This window comes from Exiguobacterium sp. KJ 601, from assembly GCF_027161185.1.
Classification (GTDB): Bacteria; Bacillota; Bacilli; order Exiguobacteriales; family Exiguobacteriaceae; genus Exiguobacterium; species Exiguobacterium profundum.
Map to the genome: position 1 here is coordinate 558,099 of NZ_JADHZG010000001.1, position 22,158 is coordinate 580,256.

The window sequence follows — 22,158 nt, forward strand, 5'->3', positions numbered from 1 at the left end:
TACTGGAGGGTGCAAACATGAACATATTAGAAGTGCAAAACTTATCGAAAGTATACGGCAAGGACGAGATGGAGGTCAGAGCGCTCGATGACGTCTCGTTCACGGTGAAGAAAGGTGAATTTGTCTGTATCGTCGGGCCTTCGGGTTCGGGGAAATCGACATTGTTGCATTTACTTGGTGGTGTCGATGTGCCGACGAGTGGACAGGTGTTGATTGATCAAACAGACATTTATGCATTGGACGAGACGCAGCTTGCCATTTTCCGTCGTCGACAAATCGGTTTGATTTATCAGTTTTATAACTTGATTCCGATTTTAACGGTCGAAGAGAACATCACGTTACCGATGCTATTAGATGAACAAAAAGTGGATATCGCGCACTTGGAACGCATCATCGGTATCTTGGGCTTGTCAAACCGATTGACCCATTTACCAAATCAATTATCGGGAGGGCAACAGCAGCGCGTTTCCATCGGTCGGGCACTGATTAGTAATCCAGCTATTATCTTAGCCGACGAGCCGACAGGAAACTTGGATAGTCAAAATAGTGAAGAAATCATGAGCCTGTTAAAACTGTTCAATAAGAAATTCAATCAAACGCTCATCATCATTACCCATGACGAACGGATTGCCTTACAGGCGGATCGTATCATTTCGATTGAAGATGGCAAGATTGCGAAGAATGAGGTCGTCCGCGCATGAACATCATCAATAAAATGACACTTCGGCATTTGCGCGAGAACAAACGACGCTCGCTTGTTACAATCATCGGAGTCATCATCTCTGTATCGATGATTACAGCTGTCACAACGCTCGGCTCTTCTTTTTTGGATTTGATGATTCGTCAAGACATCGCAGATAACGGAGAATGGCATGTTCAGTATCTAGATACAAACGAAAAGCAAGTCGAAGCTATTGGGGATGATGCGAACACGAAGGCTGTCATCCTTTCAAATGATGGTTATGCTCAACTAGAAGAGTCACAAAATGCTTACAAACCATACTTATATGTTCGAAACTATAACACATCCGGATTGAAGAGTTTTCCAATTGACTTGACTGAGGGGCGTCTACCGGAAAAAGAAGGCGAAGTCGTCATTTCAGAAGGGATTCGCCAAAATGCCCTCGTCACCTATAACATCGGTGATGAATTGACACTTGAGATTGGAGAGCGGATTGATCCGTCATCAGGTCACGTGTTGACACAAAATGATGGTTTGATCCGAGAAGATGAGACGATTCTCGAACAATTAAACGTTGAGGATACGGTGACATTGACGGTTGTTGGAACGATGGCTCGACCTGACTGGGAACCGACTTGGTCGCCAGGGTATACAGTCGTCGGATTCATCGATGATCAAGAATTGAATGGAGCAAGAGTCGATACGTTCGTCGCCTTGAACGATGTAGACAACTCGATTTATTCGGAAGCGAAACAGTTGATGACCGAACAGAACATAGAACGTGTCGCCTACAATTCCTCGTTGCTTCGTTATTATGGAGTGACAAATGACGATGGCTTGCGTAAAACGCTATATGGATTTGGTGGAATCATCATGGCGGTCATTGTGATCGGTTCGATTTCTCTAATCTATAACGCATTCGCCATCAGTGTGTCGGAGCGTTCTCGTTACCTCGGAATGTTGGCAAGTGTCGGGGCTACGAAGCGACAAAAGCGGAACTCGGTCTATTTTGAAGGGATGGTCATTGGGGGGATTAGCATTCCACTCGGTATCCTGGCGGGGATTACGGGTATTGCGTTCACATTCCTATTCATCAATGCATTTGCCGAAAAAGCGTTAAACGTGACGGAGAAGTTTGAAGTTGTCGTCACACCGATTACTTTACTATTAACTCTCTTCATTTCGAGCGTAACCATTTTCATTTCCTGCTATCTTCCGGCGCGTCGAGCCTCAAAGATTTCTGCGATTGACGCCATTCGTCAAACGCAAGATGTACGATTGACGTCAAAACAAGTGAAGACGTCAAAACTAGTTCGTCGTCTTTTCGGTTTAGAAGCAGAGATTGGGTTGAAGAATACGAAGCGCAACCGTAAACGGTATCTGGTTACCGTCTTCTCGCTCGTCATCAGTATCGTCCTGTTTTTAGTGGTCAGTTACTTCACTGATCGTCTCGAACAGTCCCTTGACATGTCTCAAGCAGACTATGATTTCGATATTCTTGTGAATGGTTCAACGCTTGATCAAAATGATTTACGACGTTATGAATCGTTAGATCATGTGACGAACGGAACATATTTTGAAAATGCAACGGTCCAAACGATAGTCAGCAAATCTCAATTACCGAGTGCGATTACCAAGAACGAGAATTTGGCATCAACGATCGTTGACGGAAAATTTATGTACTACGTATCCCTCTATCAATTAGATGATGAAAGTTTCAATGCGTACTTGAAACAAATCGGAGCGCCTGTCAGTCGTTTTGAAGACGGGGACGTACCAGGAGCCGTCTTGATTGATGAGATCTCGTATCAAGACATGGATCAGAAAAAATTCATCACTTCAGAGACGGTCGAAACAGAAATCGGTGATACGTTTGAATTGAGGGACGAGAATGCAACGGGCGACGCGGCACCGCTTAAAACGATTCAAGTTGGCGCAATGACAGATATCGCCCCGACCGGTGTGATGACAGGTTCTCTTGGATGGCTAGATGTGATAGTACGAGAAGGGACGTTTGAAGAAGACGCAATCGGGGATTTGATGAAACAATCGAGTCCGTCAATCGCGTTGAATACAGATGACCCTGAGGACACACAACAAGTGATTGAAGCGGAACAGAATTTGGATTTGTATGTCTTTAACGTATCGGAACAACGGGAACAACAAGAACAGATGTTGTTACTTTTATCAATATTTGTGTACGGGTTTATCGTGCTAATTTCGCTAATCTCGATTGCGAACATTTTTAATACGATTTCAACGAGCGTCTCACTTCGTCGTCGTGAGTTTGCGATGCTTCGTTCGGTTGGGATGACTCCGAAAGGATTCAATAAGATGGTGTACTATGAAAGCATTTTTTATGGGGTGAAAGCCCTTGCGTATGGGATTCCCATCAGTCTTCTCATCATGTACCTCATCTATCGAGCGCAAATCAATACGTTTGATGCTCCGTTTACCTTGCCGTGGAATAGCATTTTGTTTGTCGTCATCATGATTTTCATGATTGTGGGTGCCTCGATGCTATATTCCGTTTCAAAAATAAAGAAAGATAACATTATCGACCGATTGAAACAAGAAAATGATTAAGTAGATTATTGAAAAATTCATGACAAACCATGAAGTACAAAACAAGGGGCTCAGTACATATTGAGTCCCTTTTTTATGATGTCAAGACAAACAAAACACGATTACCAAAACGATACGAAGAACGACCAAAATAAAAATATTATGTCACAGCTCTTGTTAATTAACCAAAAATAGGATATTTTTGATATATCGGATGACGATATAACGAAGAACGATACAAAGGAGCGGGATACGTGACACAACAGTCAAGTACAGGCGCATTAACCGAGGCGGTTTATTATATATTATTATCTCTGCAAGTCCCGAGGCATGGGTATGGGATGATGCAATTCGTTCAAGAATTGAGCAATGGGCGGGTCCAACTCGCGCCAGGTACGTTATACGGCGCCCTCAGTAGTCTAGTAGAGAGAGGTTGGATTCGGGCGCTCGAAGGTACGGGGAGGAAGAAAGAGTATGAAATCACGGCAACTGGTCGAGAGGCACTTCGGTCGGAATTAAGGCGACTAGAAGAACTGGTGCAGCACGGACATGAATGGACGAAGGAGTTGGATACATGAAGACGAAAACGGTCTATCGCATATTTGTTGATTATGAGAAGGAAGAGAAGTGGCTCAATGAGATGGCTCAAACCGGTTGGGCGCTCGAATCCTTTCGTTTGATGCGATATGTGTTCAAACAAGTTGAACCTGGGACGTTCACCTACCGAATCGAATTGTTGTCCAACTTACCTTCTCACCCCGAGTCGAAGGCGTATATGGAATTCTTAGATGAAGTTGGAGTCGAAGTGGTCGATACGTCGTATCGGTGGATCTTTTTACGAAAACGAACGAGTGACGGACCGTTCCAATTGTATTCGGATTTTGATTCGATGATTCAGCGGGAGAAACGAATCATCCAACTGTATGGAGCAGTGGGACTCGCCAATTTTGTTGTGGTGGTAGCGAATCTTTCCAATCCATATGCGCAGTGGACCATCCTATTGAACATAGCTGTCGTCGCGATGTTGGCTTATGCGGTCCAACATCATACTCGGAAAGTTAGGACACTAAAAGGTCTCAAAGCGATTGGAGAGATGAAGTCGTCAGATTGAGCGCATAGGTTAGGAGGAGCAAGATGGATTCACCAGAATGGAAAGATTGTATCATTTGTTTTGGGTTGATTGCGGGGACGACACTCGGTGTAATCCTCTCGTTCTTCTTCCATATTCAATTGACATATGGGATTGCGAGCGGGGCGATGATTGGCTACATTGGCGGGCTTGTCGTATCGATTTGGAAGCAATGATGAATCAGGATAACATTCCTCGTCTCGATGACGAGGTTTTTTTTGATAGATTGTGACGGATGATATGAGATTGGGGTCTATAGTTATAGAGGGGTTATTACGAAGGGGGTAACTGGATGGATGACCAGGTCATCATCGATTGGTACTGGGAACGATCGGAGTATGCGATTGTCGCTACGAAGAAGAAATACGGAAGCTATTGTCATCGTGTTTCTTATAATATTCTACAGAATCGCGAAGACACAGAGGAGTGTTTGAACGATTTATATATGAAAGCGTGGGAGTCGATCCCGCCGACACGTCCGCTTCGACTCGGAGCGTATTTGACGAAGATCGTGCGAAATCTCGCACTACAGCGTTATAAGAAGAATCATGCAAAAAAACGTGGTGGTGGGGAAGTACCGCTCGTCTATGAAGAACTAGAACATGTCCTTACGGAATCGATGAAAGACGAAGACTTCGTCGACGTGTTGAATGAATTTCTAGCAGACCTACCTCGACTGACAAGGGTGATGTTCATGCAACGTTATTTCTATTTACACTCGATTCAAGAAATTGCAACGACACATCAGCTCGGTGAGAGCCATGTCAAAATGACCTTGAAGCGCACGCGGGATGCGTTACAGCGAGCGCTTGAAGCAGAAGGAGTTCGCGTATGAAAAGTGAGCAGATCCTTCGACTACTCGGGGAAGTCGATGACCGGTACATAGAGGAATCGATGATGATAGAGCGAAAACCTTATCAACGACTGAAATGGGGAGCAGGACTCCTCATCGCTGTCGCTGCGGGATTCATGCTCTTCACATCGAATGTCTGGAACGAACGCATCCCATTATCTACGGATTCCACTGCGAATTCCGTTCACATTGTCGACCAATCAAAAGTGACATCAGATATTTCCGAGGAAAATATGATGGACATGACCGAGGATGAACTCTTTTCGAAATGGAATCCGGTCGTGGTCAGAGGAACGGTCACGGACATTCGACATATCGAGATTGATTTCAATGGAGAGACCGAATATCAGTCACTTATCACGATACACGTATCTAATGTGTATCGAGGGGATGTGCAAATCGGGCGAGATTTGATTGTTCGTGCTGATGCCATCAAGGAAACCGGACAGACAACAGATGCATCTGTTATCTCGCACGTGAAACAGGGCATGGAAGGAATTTTCATGCCGATTCCATATAATGACGAGTTTGTCTGGGAACAAAATGATGCCACGCTCCGATTGAAAGATATTGCTGATTACGGTTTTCCGGATGGGGAACGCTATCTGTTTTTAGATACGCCGAACGGACTCTTGTTCGAGCGGGATGCTTATCCCTCCTTGCAAGGTGTGGACTCACTCGATGAAGTAGAGGACTGGATGATGACGCGATTTTCAGAATAATGGAGAACTCAAATCGATAAGGGGGAAATGGATATGGAACGAAAGATTACCGTAAAAGGGACGGGGAACGTCTCATCTCGACCGGATTTGATTGTGATTCACATGGACCTCGTCTCGAAAGCACCACGGTACGAAGATACGATGACTGAGGCGGCAAGTGCGGTGTCCCATCTTCAAAAAGCCATCACGCGTGCAGGGTTTGACAAGACGGACCTCAAAACGAGTGACTTTTCGATTGATACGGAATACGAGAGCTATCGTGATGGAGATGAGAATTATCGGTCGCGGTTTGTCGGATATGTCTGTAAACAGAAGACGAAGCTCGAATTTGCGCTCGATACGTCTAAACTATCGGACGTCATCGAACAAATCAGTCAATCTCGGGCAAATCCGAAACTCTCCATTCGCTTTACGATGAAAGACCCGAATGCGATCGAGGATCAGCTATTGGTGAGTGCCGCGGAGAATGCGAAAAAACGAGCAGAGCTTCTTGCAAAAGGAGCAGGCGCCGAACTCGGAGACTTGCTTCAAATTGACTACACATGGGGAGAGATTCACCTGTTCTCGCCTACAAACGTCCTCTATAGTCAGGACGTCGTCTATTCGGAATCACGGATGCCTGAACTCGAACCGGATGATATTGACGTCAGTGATTCGGCGACGTTCATCTGGAGTTTAAAATGAGGCGACTGACTCTTTTGATTCTCCTTTCACTTTCGATTGCGTTACCTGTATCCGCTCTTTCCTACGCATATATATTTGTCGTGTTCGACCGAAACGCATATGAAGTGCTCGACACAACGATCGAGGAGGGTGCACTCGGTGACGTGATCGGTGAAGTGGAAACGACGGTCAACGACGAGACGGGACGGTATTACGGAAATGCCTCGAACGAATATCCGATTGGGACGGTGTACCGTGAAGTCGACGGGGAGTCTGTGGAAGACGTCATTGCGGTCGAGGACGGTTCGGAGTGGAAGCGAGCGGAGTATCGATTCGAAGCACCGTATCATTCACGTGATTTTATCACCTTCTTCGGCTATTTGCTGCTCGGGATGGGCATCATCATGATAAGTTGGTCGTTCTTCAAGCGAAGTTCGCTGTACCAAAAAGAAGCATGAACGAACGTGGAAATGGGAACGGGAATAAAGAGAGGTTCGGTAAAGGGGGATTTATCATGAACATCTTGATTATTTTTGACTCACTATATGGTCATACTGAAAAGATTGCTCATGCGATGCAGCAAGAGCTGTCGAAAGACCATGAGACACGTATGGAACACGTATTGAATATTGGATTAGGCGACTTGGCACATGTCGACCTGGTCATCATCGGCTCACCGACACATGGGGGATACGAAACGGAAGACATCAAAGTGTTTTTGGATGGCATCTCGGACAATGCGTTACGAGGGAAACGGACGGCTGCCTTTGACACGAGTGTCGTCAAAGAGAAACAGAATCCGATTCTTGGTAAAATCATCGATTGGTTCGGTCATGCCGTCAATCGAGTCGAAGGGGAAATGATTGAAAAAGGGGCGACGGATGTCCAGAAAGAGTCGTTCCTCGTCGATGGGACGACGGAGATGTTGAAGGAAGGCGAACTCGAACGCGCGAAAGCATGGGCGCGGGAGTTGGTCGGATAATACACGGAACGCATTCTGAGAACAGAGTGCGTTTTTTTCTTGAAGCGGACGAGAAGAAATGAAAAACGGGTAAATATATAGTATTCAACTCTTCAGAGAGGAAGCTGGTTGTGATGAAAAAAATGGAACGGGATGTATTGGTCGGTTGGATTGTCGTCGTGCTTGTCCTCTTGATGCATTTTCTGATCACCGTGTCTCTCGGCAACTCGTACTTTGCTGAAAGTTCGCTGAATCGAATGTTGTGGCTCTCGAGTTTTCCTGCATTCTTGATTGCGTTCGTCGCAGCCTTCTTCCAAAAAACGAAAACGGTCTTCCTAGCGGTTCGTCGTGGGCTATTGTGGACCGTCGAGTTGATGGTCGCCTTCACCATTCTCGCTTGGGTGTTCCGTTCTTTCGAAGGACTGTATGCGAATGCGGGGCTCTACTGGTTGTTCGGTGCCGTCTTAATTGGGCCGATCTTTTATATGATGGCATTCCGACGTCAACATTCGAAACGAATCCGCACCCCTTGATTGAAATGTTTCCTCTCAAAGGAGGCGTTTTTAGATTGCCTCAGGATGGGAAAGGATAGAGAGAAGAGAGATTGGAGGAGAGTGCGATGAGCCAGTATTTTTCATCATCTTACGAAGAGTCGCGAGAGAAGTTCTTGAATTTACTGTCTGAAGTGAAGCGATTTTATCCGAAAGCGGAGTTGTTGACACACTCGATCGGGGACGAGAATATCGACGTCATTTTAGGGGAGCCGAAACGAGAACGAAAAGCGATGATTCTCATGACAATCGGGGAACATGGAATTGAAGGGTATGCGGGCGCCGCGGTGACCCATCAATTCGTTCAAACACAACTCGCGCATGTCCGTCATGAGACGACGGGAATTTGTCTCATCCATGCTGTCAATCCATGGGGGATGAAACACTTTCGACGTGTCAATGAACACAATGTCGATTTGAACCGAAATTACGTCATTGATCGTGAAGCGGTCCCGTATAACGTGAACCGTGAATATGAGCTGATGCGCCATCTCTTCGTACCGGACGGAGTAATTGACGACTATCATGAGGCACGTGAACAGATCTATTCATTTCTCGGCTCTGGAATTAAGCTTGATGGCTTCAAAGCGATGAGTGGTGCAAAAGGGATGGGGCAATATCAATTCCCGAAAGGGGTGTATTACGGGGGAGAAGAAGACGAACCGTCTGTCATCTTTTTAAAAGGGATTCAACATGATTTACTTGAGCGCTATGGAAAAGTCGTCCATCTCGATTGGCATACCGCACTCGGACCGACGAACGAGGTGACGATGGTCATCAGCAAACGGGACGGTCGCACGGAAGATGAGTTAAAACAAGCGTACGGTCTAGACAACGTCAACGTGTATGACCCGGACGAGGTACTCGGAGATTCGACGAATCATTTTTACTACGTGCGCGATACGGAATACCCGGACAAGGGTCTCGTTTCTGCCTTATTTGAATTCGGTACGTTTGGGACGTCGACAAAAGCATCCATCCGTGAATTTTTAACGATTATTTTAGAGAACCGGCTGTACTTTGAAGGGACAAAGGACCCTGAGGCACGAAACAGTATTCAAAACGAATTCATGGCGATGTTCTATCCGGAAAACGCGGATTGGCGAGAAGCTGTTTTACGAGAAGGAGCGAAAGCCGTTGAAGGTTATCTAAAAGGTGAAGCGCTCTGGCGCGACACATAAGAGGGTTTCTCGAAGTCGGAATAGGGAATAATGAGGTTGTGAGTGTTTTCGCTAAATAATGACTGTGGAGGTTGGATGATGGGATATATTACAGCACATGACGGTACAAATCTATACGTAGAGGATGTCGGGTCTGGGGAACCGATTGTCTTCTTGCACGGCTGGCCAGCAAACAACAATATGTTCGAGTATCAGAAGAATGCGCTTGTCGAAGCGGGATATCGCTACATCGGCATTGATTTCAGAGGATACGGGAAATCTGATGCCCCAGCGACAGGTTATGACTATGAGACAATGGCGTCTGATGTGCATATGGTCGTCTATGGACTTGGCTTAAAAAACTTCACGCTCGTCGGTTTTTCAATGGGTGGGGCGATTGCAGTTCGCTACGCAGCCGACTATAAAGAGGATGGACTCAACAAATTGGTCTTGGCCGGAGCCGCGGCACCAATCTTCACACAGCGTGCAGATTATCCATATGGAATGACAACGGACGATGTCGACGCGTTGATTGACGATACACGGGCCGACCGACCGAAGATGCTCGAAGGGTTCGGAGAAATCTTCTTCGAGAAAGAACATTCGAAACCGATGCAAAACTGGTTCCACCATCTCGCGCTCGTCGCGTCGAGCCATGGGACGATTGCCTCGGCACAGGCGTTACGTGACGAAGATTTACGAGATGCCCTGCCAAAAATTGATGTCGAGACGTTGATCATCCATGGAGTACATGACAAGATCTGTCCTTTCGCATTCGCCGAGCAGATGGAGCAAGGCATCTCGAACGCGCGAATCGAGCGCTTTGAAGAGAGTGGACACGGTACGGTGTTGGATGAACGAGAGAAATTTAACGATACGTTGTTGCAGTTTGTTCAATAATCGATGGCCTCCGAATCGGGGGCTTTTTGTATGTCGATAAGGGTAAGAACCAACGAAAACGGGTATAATTCAATTGGAGTTCCCTTCCATTTTTTGAATGACTGAAACATCGCTGTGACTAGAGTCACGATGTTTTTTTGTGTTGTTTTGGAGAAAGGGGGATAAAACCAGATTAGAACATGGATTTAGTTCAACCTGTCCTACCATTCATGGTACAATAGCGGGGTGGATTAACAGATTGAGGAGAGATTTAAATGAATATCGCTTTCTTTTTATATCCGAAAGAAGACGTCAAATATTTGGACCCCGAATCAACGGTACGACAAGCACTTGAAAAGATGAAGCATCATCGATTCACGTCTGTCCCACTCGTTTCGGAGAACGGATTTTACGCCGGGACGATGACAGAGGGGGATTTACTCTGGGCACTCGCAGAACAGCTTCGCGGGGAAGAAGACTATGAAAAAGTGCTCCGGACACGTCTAAAAGACATCAAGCAACGTGTTCGCTATAAGCCGGTCTCGATTACGGCACAAATTGAAGAGCTCGTCGATGCGATCACGGACCAAAACTTCGTGCCGGTCGTCGATGATGGAAAGTATTTCATCGGCATCATCCGACGCCGTGACATCATCGAGTATTACTCGACAAAGTTGAAACAATTGGAAGATAAAGTGAACTAAGACAGTAAACCAATCTGAAAAAATCAGGTTGGTTTTTGTATGTATGAATACAAACAGCAGGGAGGAAAGCTATCGATGGAAGCACGAGTCATTGAATCGATTGAGTTATGGTTTCAAGAAGCAGGGTCTGAGGAAGCAGTGAACTTTATTGATTTCATGCTGTTTTTAAACGAGTCCGCCTACTCTTTACTCCATCGCGACACGCTACATGGAATCTTGACGTATCATGTCCGATATGAAGACGGTACCTCTCAGTCTGTTTCATACGACAAAGATGAGTGGATTGACTATAAACGGAATGAATGGCAAACAGGTATGAATGGCGGTGAGTGGATATGGTGGCTTGTCGAACGGTGGCGTTTTGTTGTGGAGTGGCGCAACGGTCGGGACTTCCGGACGGGTAACATACTCGAGGAAAACGACTATGGAATAGTTCCTTACGGTAAAATTCAAGACCTCGACATCCTACTATATTCAATTATTGAAAATGATACGCTTAACACAAAAGCATTAATCAAAAAGGGATATTACCATGACCCGCTGTTAAATGAGTGGATTGCAATTCCAAATTCAACGGATTGCCTACGACCACTCGTATTGGCCTTCTGTTATGACGAAGGAATCATCAAAGCACCCCGAACCATCAAACAGATTGATGTGACTTTTATCGATTTGATGACAGGAAAGGTCCAATCGCTTGCGAATGCACTTGAAACATATGAGAAGCCGGCAAATCTCGATTTAGATGATATGGAGTATCGCGATGACATGTTTTATCGTGATACGTCAATTCAAGGGACGATTCGTTATGAAGTAACGTATAAGGACGGAAGAGTCCAATATGTCGAACATGACAAATCAGAAATATTTATGGACTGGGATATGGCAATCATCGATTGGTTTTTTCATCACTGGGAAAATCTGTACGAAGCTTATGCCGAAAAATCTTTTCCATCAGGTCGGCCGTTACAACGTTTTGAATCAAAATTTGATTACTGGAAAGCCATGCTATCTCCTGAAGAATGGGAAGAGTTTATTCATTCAACAGATCCCTTCGACCAGCGACTTTTAACGGATTGGGAACCACATGATGAGATTCAAGATGCAAAAGAGCAGTTTGAGATGATGTTTCATCAAGCAGCGGAGCTCTACCTTGAGGATTTGCGTCACGGATTCTATGAAGATCAACTGTTAGAAGAGCGGATTGACGTCAAAAGCTCGTTCGATGCTGTGATTGCGCTTTACAAAGAAATATCCGAGGCAGAGCAGAAAAGGCGAACGAGGGAGCAACTGCTTTATGGGGAAAAGGATGAAAGCAACGCTAATTGATTGAATAAAGACTATGGAAAAATAGGGACATTCCTTATACTTATACGTATAGAGTCAAGACATACAAGGAAGGAGTGACAATGAATGGCGATGCCCGATCTGCATATGCTGCGTGAATCGCTCAAACCGGATTGTGCGAATTGTTTCGGTCTCTGTTGTGTGGCGTTCCACTACTTGAAGTCTGAGGATTTCCCGATTGATAAACCCGCAGGACAGCCGTGTGTCCATTTGGCAGATTCGTATGCCTGCAACATCCATTCCGAACTGCGTGAGCGAGGCTTCAAAGGATGTACGGTGTACGACTGTCTCGGGGCCGGGCAGTTCGTGTCACAAGTGACGTTTCACGGACGAAGCTGGCGGGAGGACGATGTAGACGGCACGCGTATGTTCGCGACGGTACCAATCATGAACCAAGTCCATGAGCTGTTGCTCTACATCACTGACATCCTGACCTGGGAGATTCCTGGGCACGATGCTCGGTTACTCGAGACGTTATTGGGAGAGCTACTGGCTTTCCGTGAGTTGCCGCCTGAACAGTTGACCGGGACGGCGCTGATGGCATTCCGACAACAAGCCCGCCCATTGTTCGTCCGACTCAGTCAGCATATACGTGTGGAAGGATTGAAACAGGACGACCTGAAGTTGACGTCACGACACGAACAAGACCGGGCCGATTTGATTGGTCGAAACTTGAGTCGACACGATGTCAGAGGCACGTGTTACCGGGGTGCCCTGTTGATTGGCGCTAACTTACGTGGGCAAGACCTGTCCTATGTCGACTTCATGGGCGCCGACGTACGAGATCTCGATGTGCGAGGAGCTGTATTAACCGACGGTCTGTTTTTGACACAGATGCAAGTGAACGCGATGAAAGGGGACCGGCAGACAAGACTGGCACCCGTTTACACGCGACCGAGCCATTGGCTGTAACGCAAAAGACGACTTTCACGGGGGAGGTCGTCTTTTTGAATACCTGGAGTTTACGAAAGCGGTGGGAAATGGGGGAGCACATATTCCCCAAGCTCCTCGATGACCTCGTCGGCCGGACGTTGCCCGTCGAACAAAGCGAAGAACAAATGATTGACGCCGATGGCCCGATACGCCTCGAGCAGTTTGATTAACTGATTGCGACCGACACGGAAGCCGAGCCGGATTGGAGTCGGCAGTTCGTCCGGGTCATGTGCCAAATCGAGATGCATCGGCATCGAGAACGGACGGAACCCTTTTCCATGCGTCTGACCTGATTCGCGCCAATCGTTCAGCACTTGTTGCTGGGCGAAAGGTGCCTGCGGGTAGTACATCCACCCGTCTCCGTTCGCCCCAAGCCAGTCCATGTCTTGTTGTGCGAACCCGGTGATCATCGTCGGGATCCGCTTCTTCGGACGTGGCACGAGCGTTGCCTGTTCGACCTCCCCATAAGGTGATTCAATAGTTGGGTAGTTGTTATAGAGCGCCTGCTCCATGACACGAAGTGATTCTTTGAACTGGTCGCCACGTGTCGGGTGATCGACTCCGAGCCCTTTGAAATCGGCACGACGGTCACCTGAAGAGATCCCGAGAATCAATCGTTCTGGGAACAATGCTTCAATCGTTGCGACTTCCTTCGCCGAACGAAGGGGGTGACGGAGTGGCAAGACGAGCGCGGACGTACCGAGCGCAATGTTTTTCGTTTGACCAAGTAAATGTGTTCCGTAGATTAGCATATCGTAAATTTGACCGACAGCCGGGTCTAAGAAGTTTGGGTCTTTAAGTAAGACATCACGTAACCATAGCGCTGTGAAGCCATAGTCGTCTGCCTTTTGGGCAAGCTCGACTTGACGCTCGAGGGTCGGGGTACGCATTTTAAAATTTTCTAAAGGAATGTGGAGGCCGAGCGTGAGCTCGCCCTCCCGGTACATCCGGTTGTAGCTTCTATGATTGTTGAACATAAGCGCCTCCTTAGTTGGCTTCCAAACGACGTGAAATGGCTGTCAAGATGACGGCGATGATGACCATGATGCCACCGACCCAAGGGGTATGCACAAGTCCGATTGAATCGGTGACGAGTCCACCGATTGTTGCGCCGAGGGCAATCCCGATGTTGAAGGCCGCGATGTTGAGTGCGGACGCGACATCGACAGCGGCAGGTACATATTTTTCAGCCAATTGTACGATATACAGTTGAAGTCCAGGCACGTTCATGAAGGCGAGGAGTCCCATCAAGACGATGGCAATCAAACCTGCCACTTTGAACGGAATCATGAACGACATGATGATCATGACCGCTGCGTGAACGATAAACATATAGAACAATGCTTTCGCTGGATTTTCGTTGGCGAGCTTTCCACCGACCGCGTTCCCGATGGCGACCGCGATTCCGTAAACGAGTAAGACGACACTGATCAAGTTCGGGCTGATCTTTGTCACGTCTTGCATGATGGGTGTCAAGTACGTGAAGGCGACGAACGTTCCGCCGTAACCGAGTGCTGTAATCAAGAATCCGAGCATGAGACGACCGTTTGTGAGCAGTTTCTTCATATCTGAGAACTTCGCTGGTGGTGACTGTTTCAAATCTTTTGGAATCAAGAAGAAACTTGCGATGATTGAAATGACACCGAGTGCTGCGACGGCGAAGAAGGTGGCGCGCCATCCGAACGCTTGTCCGATGAAAGTACCGAGTGGGACTCCTGTAACGGTTGCGACAGTTAAACCAGTGAACATGAGTGCGATGGCACTCGCTTTTTTATGCGGTGGTACGAGTTGAACAGCAATCGTTGCCCCGATGGAGAAGAAGACACCATGCGAGAATGCGGTGATAAATCGGGCGACAATCAAAAGTTCAAAGGTGGTCGACATGGCCGAGACCAAGTTTCCGCCGATGAAGACGACCATGAGTGCCATGAGTAACGTTTTGCGGTTCATCCGGTTCGTCAGTGCCGTCAAAATCGGTGCACCGACGGCTACGCCGATCGCGTAACCCGAGATAATGAGACCCGCGAGAGTGATGCCGATGTTTAAATCACTTGCGATCGATGCGAGGAGACCGACCGGGACGAACTCGGTCGTTCCGATGCCGAAAGCGCTGATCGCGAGGGCGAGTAATGCCAACCCTCCATTTTTAGGTGCCTGTTCTTCGACAGGTTGTGTGTACGGTTGATTCATGAGTAGTTCCTCCTAAAATAAATGAATAGTGTGGAAGACGAGGGCCCTTCGTCTCCGGATAGCAAAGACATCTCACTTTCCTCTATTGTTCAGTACGGTCGAAAAAGTACCTTACCGTCTCAAGGGGATGTTACAAGCGAAATGAACTTGTATAGATTTGCTACAGTTGCTATCATAAGTGCATGAAAACAGTTTGAGAAGTACATACTTTTTAGTGCGGTAGGCACCAAAAAGTGCCTATGTAAGGAATGGAGGAAACGAAATGCCATATAATATTCCGGTCGAAGCGACACTTGACGTCATCGGCGGTAAGTGGAAAGTCGTCATCATGTGTCACTTGATTAAAGGGGAGCGACGGACGAGTGAACTGCGTAAACTCATGCCGAACATCACGCAAAAAATGCTCACCCAACAATTGCGTGAGCTCGAAGCGGATGGTGTCGTCGTTCGTACGGTGTTCGAGCAAGTTCCGCCGAAAGTCATTTACTCACTCTCTGAGTACGGATGGTCACTCAAGCCAATCTTAGACGCCATGTGCGCCTGGGGCGAGTGCCATATCGATCAGTCCGGTGAAGAGGTCATTTCATAACCATCACGGTCGTCCAATACGGGCGACCGTTTTTCGTAGTGACAAGTCGGGTACAGGGACAGAGACAAGGAGGGAATTAGGATGGACGTGAAAACTTTTTTGTTTACAGATGACGGCTCCATTCCCAACCATCCGGATTATCCGGCGCTCCTCTATCGTGGCGTCTTTGATGACCCGAGCGGGATGCGAGAGACGTTTGCCCATAATGAATGGACGAACAGTTGGGTGAACGGGGTGTTCGACTATCATCACTATCACAGCAACACGCATGAAGTATTGGGCATATTACAAGGTGAAGCGACGCTTCAACTCGGAGGGACGAACGGTGACCTCGTCCGCGTCCGCCTAGGTGATGTCCTCGTCTTACCGGCGGGAACGGGACATCGTCGCATCGAGGCGAGCGAAGATTTTCAAGTGGTCGGGGCATACCCGGACGGTCGTGACTATGACACGTTGACAGGAAAGACGGAAGAACGACCGGACAACGTAAAGCGAATCGAACAAGTCGAAAAACCGAAGTTTGACCCCGTCTTCGGGACGACGGGTCCACTACATGAAGCATGGACAAAGGAGGAAACGTTATGAATCAACGACTACCACATTCTTTATTACTTGCAGCTTTGAAGCAAAACGTCGTCAAATTGAAAGACGGACGCGAGATGCGCGCACTCGGACAAGGTACATGGCGCATGGGGGAAGACAAATCGAAGCATGATGCCGAGGTTGAAGCGCTTCGGACAGGAATCGACTGCGGACTCCATGTCATCGACACGGCGGAAATGTATGGGGAAGGGGAGTCTGAGAAGTTGGTAGGGGAAGCAATCCAAGACCGACGCGAAGATGTCTTTCTCGTCTCGAAAGTGTATCCATACAATGCGTATGGCCACAAACTCGTCAGCGCATGTGATGCGTCGCTCGAACGACTCGGGACGGACTACCTGGATCTTTACTTACTCCATTGGCGAGGCGATGCCCCGCTCGAGGAGACGATTCAAGGGATGGAACAGCTCAAAGCGGACGGAAAGATTCGGGCATGGGGAGTCTCGAACTTCGACGTGGACGATATGAAGGAATTGCTGTCGCTACCGAATGGAGACAAGTGCGCGGTCAATCAAGTGCTCTATCATCTTGGCAGTCGCGGGATTGAGTACGACCTCCTTCCTTATCTAAAAGAACAAGGGATTCCTGTCATGGCATACGCTCCACTCGCTGAAGGAAGTGACGTGAAAGAAGAGGTCTTCAATAACGAAACGATCAATCGGATCGCGGAGTCGTATAGTGCCTCAGTCGCGCAAGTCTTACTTGCTTGGACGATCCGGAGCGGACACGTCATCGCCATCCCGAAAGCCGGGCAGGCCGAGCATGTCGAGGAGAATGCGGCAGCGCTCTTGCTCGACATGAGTGAGGAAGATTTTGCTTCGCTCGATGAGGCGGTCCCGCCACCGACAACGAAACAACCGCTAGATGTGATTTGAAACGATAAAGGACTGGTAATTTCGCCAGTCCTTTTGCATGTTCACGTTGATTAAATATCGATTTCTGAAAAGATGAATTGTGTTTTTGTTTGAGCATATGGAATCACTTCATCGATAAAAGATTCAGCTGCAGAAAAAGACGAGAATTGCATTTTGATGAGATAACAGGCGTCACCCGATATGCGATAACAAAATGAAACATTCGGTTGTTGTTTTAAATAATGAATGAACGCTTCATATTGGCCATTCTTCACTGTTGCCTCGATGATACATTGAATTGGAAGACCTAGCTTTTCGTGATCAAGTACAAGCGAGTATTGTTTGATGACTCCAAATGATTCTAGTCGTCGAACCCGCTCGCTAACAGAAGGAGCGGAAAGTTTAATACGTCGTCCGAGCTCACTCATGGAAAGACGGCTGTCTTGTTCTAATTCATAGATAAGTCTGTGATCAATTTCATCGATTTTTAGCATGACAGGTATTTTGCCTCATTTCGTTATTTATTGAATGTTTATAGGTACATTTTGATTGTGGATGAAATGGAGTTGGATGAAAAGACCTTTTATCATATAAGTACAGGAGGTGAAGGAAATGCCAAGAATTAAGTTAGCAGAGCATGGAGGGACAAAGTTTGAACGTTTACTTGGTCATAATATCGAAATTCAAGAAAATTGGTCAAAACTAGGGGATTCATTGAATAATGCTGGTCAACTTTCTCCCACATTGAAGGAACAAGTCCGTCGAACACTTGCGCAACGAAATGGATGTGAATATTGTCGAGCAAAAGGAAAGCCAGATCAAATTCAATTCGATGAACAAACAGCGGTTGCCGTAGGTTTTGCGGAAGTTTTCTTAAAAATGAAAGGAGAAATTCCATCTTCTATCATTGAGGTGTTAAAAGAAACATTCATGGAGGCGGAAATTAGTGAATTGTGTGCCTTTATTACGTTTATGACAGCATCCCAATATGTAGGGGCGATGTTAGGGTTAGAAGCGGAAATTTGACATATACATATCAATTTCTCCTCTCTTTTTTAGGGAATAAAAAGATTGATTTGCCTTTCATACTTCAGTACGAAGTGAACCCAAATGAAAAGACCACCGGAAGCTTCCGATGGTCTTACTGATCAGTTCGCTAGCGGATGTTTCAAGAGATAGTCTTCGATTTGATCAATCGTTTCTTTCAACACGCCGTCTGCGAATGGTGATTTGAGACCTGCCAGTTCGACGAGTTCGAGGAACGAACGGCTTCCGCCTGCCTGACAGAGCGTGAGGTAATCGCTCCATGCCGCTTCGCGGTCTTCATGCATGCGCACCCAGAACTGGAATGCACATACTTGTGCGAGCGTATAGTCGATATAGTAGAACGGGCTTTGGAAGATGTGACCTTGTTGGTGCCACCATGCGCCCGATTCGAGATAGTCGTTCGTCTCATAATCACGGTGCGGGAGATAGACCTTCTCCAAATCGCGCCACGCCTGCCGACGCTCGGCAGCTGTCATCTCTGGGTTGCGGTAGACGACGTGTTGGAACTCATCGACGAGCACGCCATACGGAAGGAACGTCATGCTACCTGCCAAATGATTGAACTTATACTTGTCGACTTGGTCGCCGAAGAAGAGCTCCATCCATGGCCAACAGAAGAATTCCATCGACATCGAGTGGATCTCACACGCCTCATAAGTCGGGAAGGCGTATTCCGGTGTCGTCAAATGACGGCTTTCATACACTTGGAAGGCATGACCGACTTCGTGCGTGAGAACATCGATGTCGCCTGCCGTCCCGTTGAAGTTCGAGAAGATGAACGGAAGTCCTTCAGACGGTAAGTACGTGCAGTATCCGCCACCAGATTTCCCTGGTTTCGCCGTCAAGTCGAGGGCGCCGCGTTCCTGCATGTACTGGAAGAACTCGTCCGTCTCATTTGAGAGTTCACGATACATTTTGTTTCCGCCTTCGATGATGAACGACTCATCGCCTTGCGGTGTCGCGTTTCCGTCTGGGAAGACGAACGACTCGTCATAGTAATAGAGGTGGTCGACACCGATTCGTTTCGCCTGCTTTTCTTTCAAAGCAGAAGCGAGCGGGACGATGACGTCACGGACTTGTTTCCGGAAGTTGTCGACCATCGACTCGTCATAACCGACACGCTGCATCCGTGCATAACCGAGTTCGACGAACGACGGGAAGCCAAGGGCGTGAGCGATTTCCGTACGGACGCGTATGAGTTCCCCATAAATGCGGTCGAGCTCATCGCCGTTATCAGAAAGGTATGTATAGCGGGCGACAGATGCGGCTTTTCGGACATCACGGTCTGGTGATTGAAGATATGGGCCGAACTGTGACAAGTTGAGTGTCTTGCCGTCAAACTCGATTTGCGCAGCGGACATGACCTTTTGATAAGCTGTCGCGAGGCGGTTTTCTTCCTGCAGTTTCGGGATGAGTGACTCCTCGAACGTTTCAAGTGCGCGCTCGGCGAGAGAGAACAGTTGGCTGCCCCATTCCGCTTCGAGTTCAGTGCGAAGCTCGTGGTTCGTCAAGACGCGATAGTACGCTTGAATCTCCTTCTCATAGACCGGAAGTGCGTCGTCAAAGAATGCCTGTTCTTCTTCGTAAAACGAATCGCGTGTGTCGACCGAATGTCGGATCGCGACGAGTTGACTTTGTGTCTCAAAGTCGTTCCGTTCTTTGTTGATTTGGCGAATGAGTTCGTTCGCTTCCTCGAGTGTGCTGGCTTGCTGTAATTCGGCAGAATAGTCCGACAATCTGCTGTTTAAAGCGTCCAAGTCGGGCCGTTCATATGACAATTTTGTGAAAGTCGTCATTGTAAGCGCCTCCATCGTGTGAAATTTTTACAAAGTGTAAAAAGGGCTTGCAAAAGCGATTGCACACTCGTATTCTTACGATGTGTAAAACGATTTCGCACTACCTTATTACAACTATACCGTTAATAGGGTAGGGATTGAAGTATTAGCTTTTCGGGTATAAAAGTGAAGACTTCGATTCAATAGAACATGTTGGAGGGATTAAGCTATGGGATTCTTTAAAAAACTTTTTGGTGGTAAAGAAGAACAACTCAACGCGGTTTCACCGCTTACAGGAAAGGTCGTCGACATCACGAACGTACCGGACCAAGTATTCTCACAAAAAATGATGGGTGACGGGATCGCAATCGAGCCGACAGAAGGAAAAGTCGTCTCACCGGTTAGCGGAACAATCGCGACAGTATTCCCAACAAAACACGCGATCGGTATCAACGCGGACAACGGTGCGGAATACTTGATTCACATCGGTTTGGATACGGTAAACCTTAAAGGTGAAGGCTTCGAGACACACGTTACAGAAGGTCAATCTGTCAAAGCAGGCGACCCACTCGTCACGTTCGACCTCGACTTCATCAAAGCGAACGCGCCATCGACGATCACTCCGATCATCATCACGAACCACGACAGCTTCGGCGTGAACAAACTTGTCGCAGAAGGCGACACGGTGACAGCTGGATCTTCGGAAGTCGTCGAGTTGACAAAGAAATAAGAAGACGACCCATGACTCGGGAGCTTAGGCTTCCGAGTATTTTTTTGCGAATGCGGGAATTATAATGAAGAGAGGGAAGGGGGAATTGAGATGGATGGAAAAAATGCACCATACCGGGGATACGGGGATCGGATACGAATATTACGGGAACGGGCCGGATTGTCGATTGAGACGCTTGCGGAACAGATTGGCGTCGCCCCGTACTTTATCCGACGTACCGAACTGAGTGAGGTCTATCCGACCATGCCTTACATAGAGGCGCTCGCAGACGCTTTGCAAATCGACCCGAACTATTTGGCACGCCATATTTGGACGGGCGAGTCGCTCAAAGTCCTCATGCGAGGAAAAGTGCCGGAACTCGAACAGATGAAGCTCGCCTATGAAGAAGCGATGCACGGAAAGTCCGTCGAAGAAATGCAACGGCAACTCGAAGAGCGGATGCGCATCTTTGACTTGATGCACGAAGAAGAGTTACAACGAATCTTTGACCAAGATGAAGAGCCGACGACGCATCATGCACTCGAAGCGCTCGTCGATGCGGTGCTTGATCTCGGACGGTCACATGACACGACGCGTCACATCGTCCCGTTCGCACGCTATGTGGAACGGCTTGTCCCAGACCAATTCGCAGACAACTCATTCCAGTACGCGGAGTATGGTGTCGTGGATAAATCGTATAAATTGCAATGACCGTAGAGCATTCTACGGTTTTTTTGTGCACAAAAAAGTGACCAGGAGAATCCCCTGGTCACTTCAATCAGCGCATCGGACGCGCTTCGTAGCGTACTTTTGGACGTGTGCCGGCGAGTAAGAAGCCGAGCACGATATTCAAGATTGTGAGCACCCATCCGACATAACCGAATGTGTAGGCAAGACTCGCCAGCATCGTTTGCCAGTCGAGCAATGCTGCTGCGTCCCCGCGGAATGTGAAGCGGATGACGGTGAAGCCAATGAGTGTCGTTGCAGTAATCATGATGCCGATCCATGCGCCACCGAAGCGGGACGTTTGAGAGCGTCTGCTGACCGGATACCAAAACGCGAGCGTTCCGATGAACGTACTGCCTGCATAGGCAAGCAGGATTTGCCATAACGCATCCGCGTCTAAGAAGACGGTATAACAGATGAACGTCGTGAGCGTCGTCATAAACGTAAAGATTAAGGCTGCGAGTAATCGTGATCGCATAGTTCGTTTTCCTCCTCATTTTGCACATTCTTTAGAGTAAA

General features: G+C 47.5%; 27 protein-coding genes. 22 read left to right on the forward strand and 5 right to left on the reverse strand.

Annotation, left to right across the window (positions count from 1 at the left end; translation table 11 throughout):
- Positions 1-17: 17 nt before the first annotated feature.
- The 16 genes from IRJ25_RS02860 to IRJ25_RS02935 all read left to right on the forward strand — a co-directional run bounded on the left by IRJ25_RS02860 (position 18) and on the right by IRJ25_RS02935 (position 13,128).
- Entirely contained in the window at positions 18-701 is a 684-nt protein-coding gene (locus IRJ25_RS02860) for an ABC transporter ATP-binding protein (protein WP_074033830.1), read from the forward strand.
- Positions 698-3,268 (forward strand): ABC transporter permease, encoded by a 2,571-nt coding sequence (locus IRJ25_RS02865; protein WP_269317757.1) that lies wholly within the window; start codon positions 698-700, stop codon positions 3,266-3,268. The genes IRJ25_RS02860 and IRJ25_RS02865 overlap by 4 nt, the downstream gene beginning before the upstream one ends.
- Positions 3,269-3,501: 233 nt before the next feature.
- The gene (locus tag IRJ25_RS02870; RefSeq protein ID WP_196431056.1) at positions 3,502-3,825 is read left to right on the forward strand and encodes a PadR family transcriptional regulator; all 324 of its coding nucleotides are present in this window, start codon (positions 3,502-3,504) and stop codon (positions 3,823-3,825) included.
- A complete protein-coding gene (locus tag IRJ25_RS02875) occupies positions 3,822-4,358 on the forward strand; it encodes a DUF2812 domain-containing protein (protein WP_214781811.1) in 537 nt (178 codons plus the stop codon). Before IRJ25_RS02870 ends, IRJ25_RS02875 begins: the two co-directional genes overlap by 4 nt.
- A 23-nt stretch (positions 4,359-4,381) precedes the next feature.
- Complete coding sequence (locus tag IRJ25_RS02880; protein ID WP_159562700.1) at positions 4,382-4,552, forward strand: hypothetical protein; 171 nt, start codon at positions 4,382-4,384, stop codon at positions 4,550-4,552.
- A 116-nt stretch (positions 4,553-4,668) separates the two neighbouring features.
- Complete coding sequence (locus IRJ25_RS02885) at positions 4,669-5,211, forward strand: RNA polymerase sigma factor (RefSeq protein ID WP_269317758.1); 543 nt, start codon at positions 4,669-4,671, stop codon at positions 5,209-5,211.
- Positions 5,208-5,951 carry a hypothetical protein gene (locus tag IRJ25_RS02890; protein WP_269317759.1) on the forward strand — a complete coding sequence of 248 codons (744 nt, stop codon included), beginning with the start codon at positions 5,208-5,210 and terminating at the stop codon, positions 5,949-5,951. The genes IRJ25_RS02885 and IRJ25_RS02890 overlap by 4 nt, the downstream gene beginning before the upstream one ends.
- Before the next feature lie 33 nt (positions 5,952-5,984).
- Positions 5,985-6,635 (forward strand): SIMPL domain-containing protein, encoded by a 651-nt coding sequence (locus tag IRJ25_RS02895; protein ID WP_269317760.1) that lies wholly within the window; start codon positions 5,985-5,987, stop codon positions 6,633-6,635.
- Positions 6,632-7,072 carry a hypothetical protein gene (locus tag IRJ25_RS02900; RefSeq protein ID WP_214815979.1) on the forward strand — a complete coding sequence of 147 codons (441 nt, stop codon included), beginning with the start codon at positions 6,632-6,634 and terminating at the stop codon, positions 7,070-7,072. Before IRJ25_RS02895 ends, IRJ25_RS02900 begins: the two co-directional genes overlap by 4 nt.
- Positions 7,073-7,128: 56 nt before the next feature.
- Positions 7,129-7,596, forward strand: a complete 468-nt coding sequence (locus tag IRJ25_RS02905; protein ID WP_078147380.1) for a flavodoxin family protein — start codon at positions 7,129-7,131, stop codon at positions 7,594-7,596.
- Positions 7,597-7,709: 113 nt separating this feature from the next.
- Positions 7,710-8,108, forward strand: a complete 399-nt coding sequence (locus IRJ25_RS02910) for a hypothetical protein (protein ID WP_269317761.1) — start codon at positions 7,710-7,712, stop codon at positions 8,106-8,108.
- Positions 8,109-8,194: 86 nt separating this feature from the next.
- Complete coding sequence (locus tag IRJ25_RS02915; RefSeq protein ID WP_269317762.1) at positions 8,195-9,307, forward strand: M14 family metallopeptidase; 1,113 nt, start codon at positions 8,195-8,197, stop codon at positions 9,305-9,307.
- A gap of 75 nt (positions 9,308-9,382) precedes the next feature.
- Positions 9,383-10,186 carry an alpha/beta fold hydrolase gene (locus IRJ25_RS02920; RefSeq protein WP_251307394.1) on the forward strand — a complete coding sequence of 268 codons (804 nt, stop codon included), beginning with the start codon at positions 9,383-9,385 and terminating at the stop codon, positions 10,184-10,186.
- A gap of 254 nt (positions 10,187-10,440) precedes the next feature.
- Positions 10,441-10,869, forward strand: a complete 429-nt coding sequence (locus IRJ25_RS02925; RefSeq protein ID WP_074036155.1) for a CBS domain-containing protein — start codon at positions 10,441-10,443, stop codon at positions 10,867-10,869.
- Positions 10,870-10,944: 75 nt separating this feature from the next.
- Positions 10,945-12,198, forward strand: coding sequence for a hypothetical protein (locus IRJ25_RS02930; RefSeq protein WP_214781797.1), 1,254 nt, complete (start codon positions 10,945-10,947; stop codon positions 12,196-12,198).
- Positions 12,199-12,282: 84 nt separating this feature from the next.
- On the forward strand, positions 12,283-13,128 hold the full coding sequence (locus tag IRJ25_RS02935; RefSeq protein WP_074036158.1) for a pentapeptide repeat-containing protein: 846 nt from the start codon (positions 12,283-12,285) through the stop codon (positions 13,126-13,128).
- 50 nt (positions 13,129-13,178) lie between these two features.
- Here IRJ25_RS02935 and IRJ25_RS02940 read toward each other — a convergent pair whose 3' ends face one another.
- Positions 13,179-14,126, reverse strand: coding sequence for an LLM class oxidoreductase (locus tag IRJ25_RS02940; protein ID WP_264092799.1), 948 nt, complete (start codon positions 14,124-14,126; stop codon positions 13,179-13,181).
- 10 nt (positions 14,127-14,136) lie between these two features.
- Positions 14,137-15,339, reverse strand: coding sequence for an MFS transporter (locus IRJ25_RS02945; protein WP_264092798.1), 1,203 nt, complete (start codon positions 15,337-15,339; stop codon positions 14,137-14,139).
- Between the two features lie 262 nt (positions 15,340-15,601).
- Here IRJ25_RS02945 and IRJ25_RS02950 point away from each other — a divergent pair, with 262 nt between their 5' ends.
- The 3 genes from IRJ25_RS02950 (at position 15,602) to IRJ25_RS02960 (ending at position 17,403) form a co-directional block, all read left to right on the forward strand.
- Complete coding sequence (locus IRJ25_RS02950) at positions 15,602-15,928, forward strand: winged helix-turn-helix transcriptional regulator (protein ID WP_078147375.1); 327 nt, start codon at positions 15,602-15,604, stop codon at positions 15,926-15,928.
- Between the two features lie 81 nt (positions 15,929-16,009).
- Positions 16,010-16,513, forward strand: coding sequence for a cupin domain-containing protein (locus tag IRJ25_RS02955; protein ID WP_074036164.1), 504 nt, complete (start codon positions 16,010-16,012; stop codon positions 16,511-16,513).
- Entirely contained in the window at positions 16,510-17,403 is an 894-nt protein-coding gene (locus IRJ25_RS02960) for an aldo/keto reductase (RefSeq protein WP_269317763.1), read from the forward strand. The genes IRJ25_RS02955 and IRJ25_RS02960 overlap by 4 nt, the downstream gene beginning before the upstream one ends.
- 50 nt (positions 17,404-17,453) lie before the next feature.
- On the opposite strand, the gene IRJ25_RS02965 is transcribed toward IRJ25_RS02960, so the two are convergent.
- Positions 17,454-17,876, reverse strand: coding sequence for an Lrp/AsnC family transcriptional regulator (locus tag IRJ25_RS02965; RefSeq protein WP_264092797.1), 423 nt, complete (start codon positions 17,874-17,876; stop codon positions 17,454-17,456).
- 118 nt (positions 17,877-17,994) lie between these two features.
- Here IRJ25_RS02965 and IRJ25_RS02970 point away from each other — a divergent pair, with 118 nt between their 5' ends.
- On the forward strand, positions 17,995-18,408 hold the full coding sequence (locus IRJ25_RS02970; RefSeq protein WP_264092796.1) for a carboxymuconolactone decarboxylase family protein: 414 nt from the start codon (positions 17,995-17,997) through the stop codon (positions 18,406-18,408).
- Positions 18,409-18,530: 122 nt separating this feature from the next.
- Here IRJ25_RS02970 and IRJ25_RS02975 read toward each other — a convergent pair whose 3' ends face one another.
- Entirely contained in the window at positions 18,531-20,225 is a 1,695-nt protein-coding gene (locus IRJ25_RS02975) for a M3 family oligoendopeptidase (RefSeq protein WP_269317764.1), read from the reverse strand.
- Between the two features lie 208 nt (positions 20,226-20,433).
- On the opposite strand from IRJ25_RS02975, the gene IRJ25_RS02980 reads away from it, so the two are divergent.
- Both IRJ25_RS02980 and IRJ25_RS02985 read left to right on the forward strand, forming a co-directional pair.
- Complete coding sequence (locus IRJ25_RS02980) at positions 20,434-20,934, forward strand: PTS sugar transporter subunit IIA (protein ID WP_012727005.1); 501 nt, start codon at positions 20,434-20,436, stop codon at positions 20,932-20,934.
- A gap of 90 nt (positions 20,935-21,024) precedes the next feature.
- Positions 21,025-21,624 (forward strand): helix-turn-helix domain-containing protein, encoded by a 600-nt coding sequence (locus IRJ25_RS02985; protein WP_074036173.1) that lies wholly within the window; start codon positions 21,025-21,027, stop codon positions 21,622-21,624.
- 67 nt (positions 21,625-21,691) lie between these two features.
- Here the strand turns inward: IRJ25_RS02985 and IRJ25_RS02990 are convergent, their stop codons facing one another.
- Positions 21,692-22,117 (reverse strand): hypothetical protein, encoded by a 426-nt coding sequence (locus IRJ25_RS02990; RefSeq protein WP_026825360.1) that lies wholly within the window; start codon positions 22,115-22,117, stop codon positions 21,692-21,694.
- Positions 22,118-22,158 lie beyond the last annotated feature (41 nt).

Excerpts from the sequence above, each read along its gene's own strand:
- IRJ25_RS02895 (WP_269317760.1), top strand. The coding sequence starts at position 5,985 with ATGGAACGAAAGATTACCGTAAAAGGGACGGGGAACGTCTCATCTCGA.
- IRJ25_RS02955 (WP_074036164.1), top strand. The coding sequence starts at position 16,010 with ATGGACGTGAAAACTTTTTTGTTTACAGATGACGGCTCCATTCCCAAC.
- IRJ25_RS02990 (WP_026825360.1), bottom strand. The coding sequence starts at position 22,117 with ATGCGATCACGATTACTCGCAGCCTTAATCTTTACGTTTATGACGACG.
- IRJ25_RS02885 (WP_269317758.1), top strand. The coding sequence starts at position 4,669 with ATGGATGACCAGGTCATCATCGATTGGTACTGGGAACGATCGGAGTAT.
- IRJ25_RS02860 (WP_074033830.1), top strand. The coding sequence starts at position 18 with ATGAACATATTAGAAGTGCAAAACTTATCGAAAGTATACGGCAAGGAC.
- IRJ25_RS02965 (WP_264092797.1), bottom strand. The coding sequence starts at position 17,876 with ATGCTAAAAATCGATGAAATTGATCACAGACTTATCTATGAATTAGAA.
- IRJ25_RS02930 (WP_214781797.1), top strand. The coding sequence starts at position 10,945 with ATGGAAGCACGAGTCATTGAATCGATTGAGTTATGGTTTCAAGAAGCA.
- IRJ25_RS02935 (WP_074036158.1), top strand. The coding sequence starts at position 12,283 with ATGGCGATGCCCGATCTGCATATGCTGCGTGAATCGCTCAAACCGGAT.
- IRJ25_RS02975 (WP_269317764.1), bottom strand. The coding sequence starts at position 20,225 with ATGACGACTTTCACAAAATTGTCATATGAACGGCCCGACTTGGACGCT.
- IRJ25_RS02970 (WP_264092796.1), top strand. The coding sequence starts at position 17,995 with ATGCCAAGAATTAAGTTAGCAGAGCATGGAGGGACAAAGTTTGAACGT.
- IRJ25_RS02890 (WP_269317759.1), top strand. The coding sequence starts at position 5,208 with ATGAAAAGTGAGCAGATCCTTCGACTACTCGGGGAAGTCGATGACCGG.
- IRJ25_RS02905 (WP_078147380.1), top strand. The coding sequence starts at position 7,129 with ATGAACATCTTGATTATTTTTGACTCACTATATGGTCATACTGAAAAG.
- IRJ25_RS02875 (WP_214781811.1), top strand. The coding sequence starts at position 3,822 with ATGAAGACGAAAACGGTCTATCGCATATTTGTTGATTATGAGAAGGAA.
- IRJ25_RS02900 (WP_214815979.1), top strand. The coding sequence starts at position 6,632 with ATGAGGCGACTGACTCTTTTGATTCTCCTTTCACTTTCGATTGCGTTA.
- IRJ25_RS02915 (WP_269317762.1), top strand. The coding sequence starts at position 8,195 with ATGAGCCAGTATTTTTCATCATCTTACGAAGAGTCGCGAGAGAAGTTC.
- IRJ25_RS02950 (WP_078147375.1), top strand. The coding sequence starts at position 15,602 with ATGCCATATAATATTCCGGTCGAAGCGACACTTGACGTCATCGGCGGT.
- IRJ25_RS02910 (WP_269317761.1), top strand. The coding sequence starts at position 7,710 with ATGAAAAAAATGGAACGGGATGTATTGGTCGGTTGGATTGTCGTCGTG.
- IRJ25_RS02945 (WP_264092798.1), bottom strand. The coding sequence starts at position 15,339 with ATGAATCAACCGTACACACAACCTGTCGAAGAACAGGCACCTAAAAAT.
- IRJ25_RS02865 (WP_269317757.1), top strand. The coding sequence starts at position 698 with ATGAACATCATCAATAAAATGACACTTCGGCATTTGCGCGAGAACAAA.
- IRJ25_RS02920 (WP_251307394.1), top strand. The coding sequence starts at position 9,383 with ATGATGGGATATATTACAGCACATGACGGTACAAATCTATACGTAGAG.
- IRJ25_RS02880 (WP_159562700.1), top strand. The coding sequence starts at position 4,382 with ATGGATTCACCAGAATGGAAAGATTGTATCATTTGTTTTGGGTTGATT.
- IRJ25_RS02940 (WP_264092799.1), bottom strand. The coding sequence starts at position 14,126 with ATGTTCAACAATCATAGAAGCTACAACCGGATGTACCGGGAGGGCGAG.
- IRJ25_RS02980 (WP_012727005.1), top strand. The coding sequence starts at position 20,434 with ATGGGATTCTTTAAAAAACTTTTTGGTGGTAAAGAAGAACAACTCAAC.
- IRJ25_RS02925 (WP_074036155.1), top strand. The coding sequence starts at position 10,441 with ATGAATATCGCTTTCTTTTTATATCCGAAAGAAGACGTCAAATATTTG.
- IRJ25_RS02960 (WP_269317763.1), top strand. The coding sequence starts at position 16,510 with ATGAATCAACGACTACCACATTCTTTATTACTTGCAGCTTTGAAGCAA.
- IRJ25_RS02985 (WP_074036173.1), top strand. The coding sequence starts at position 21,025 with ATGGATGGAAAAAATGCACCATACCGGGGATACGGGGATCGGATACGA.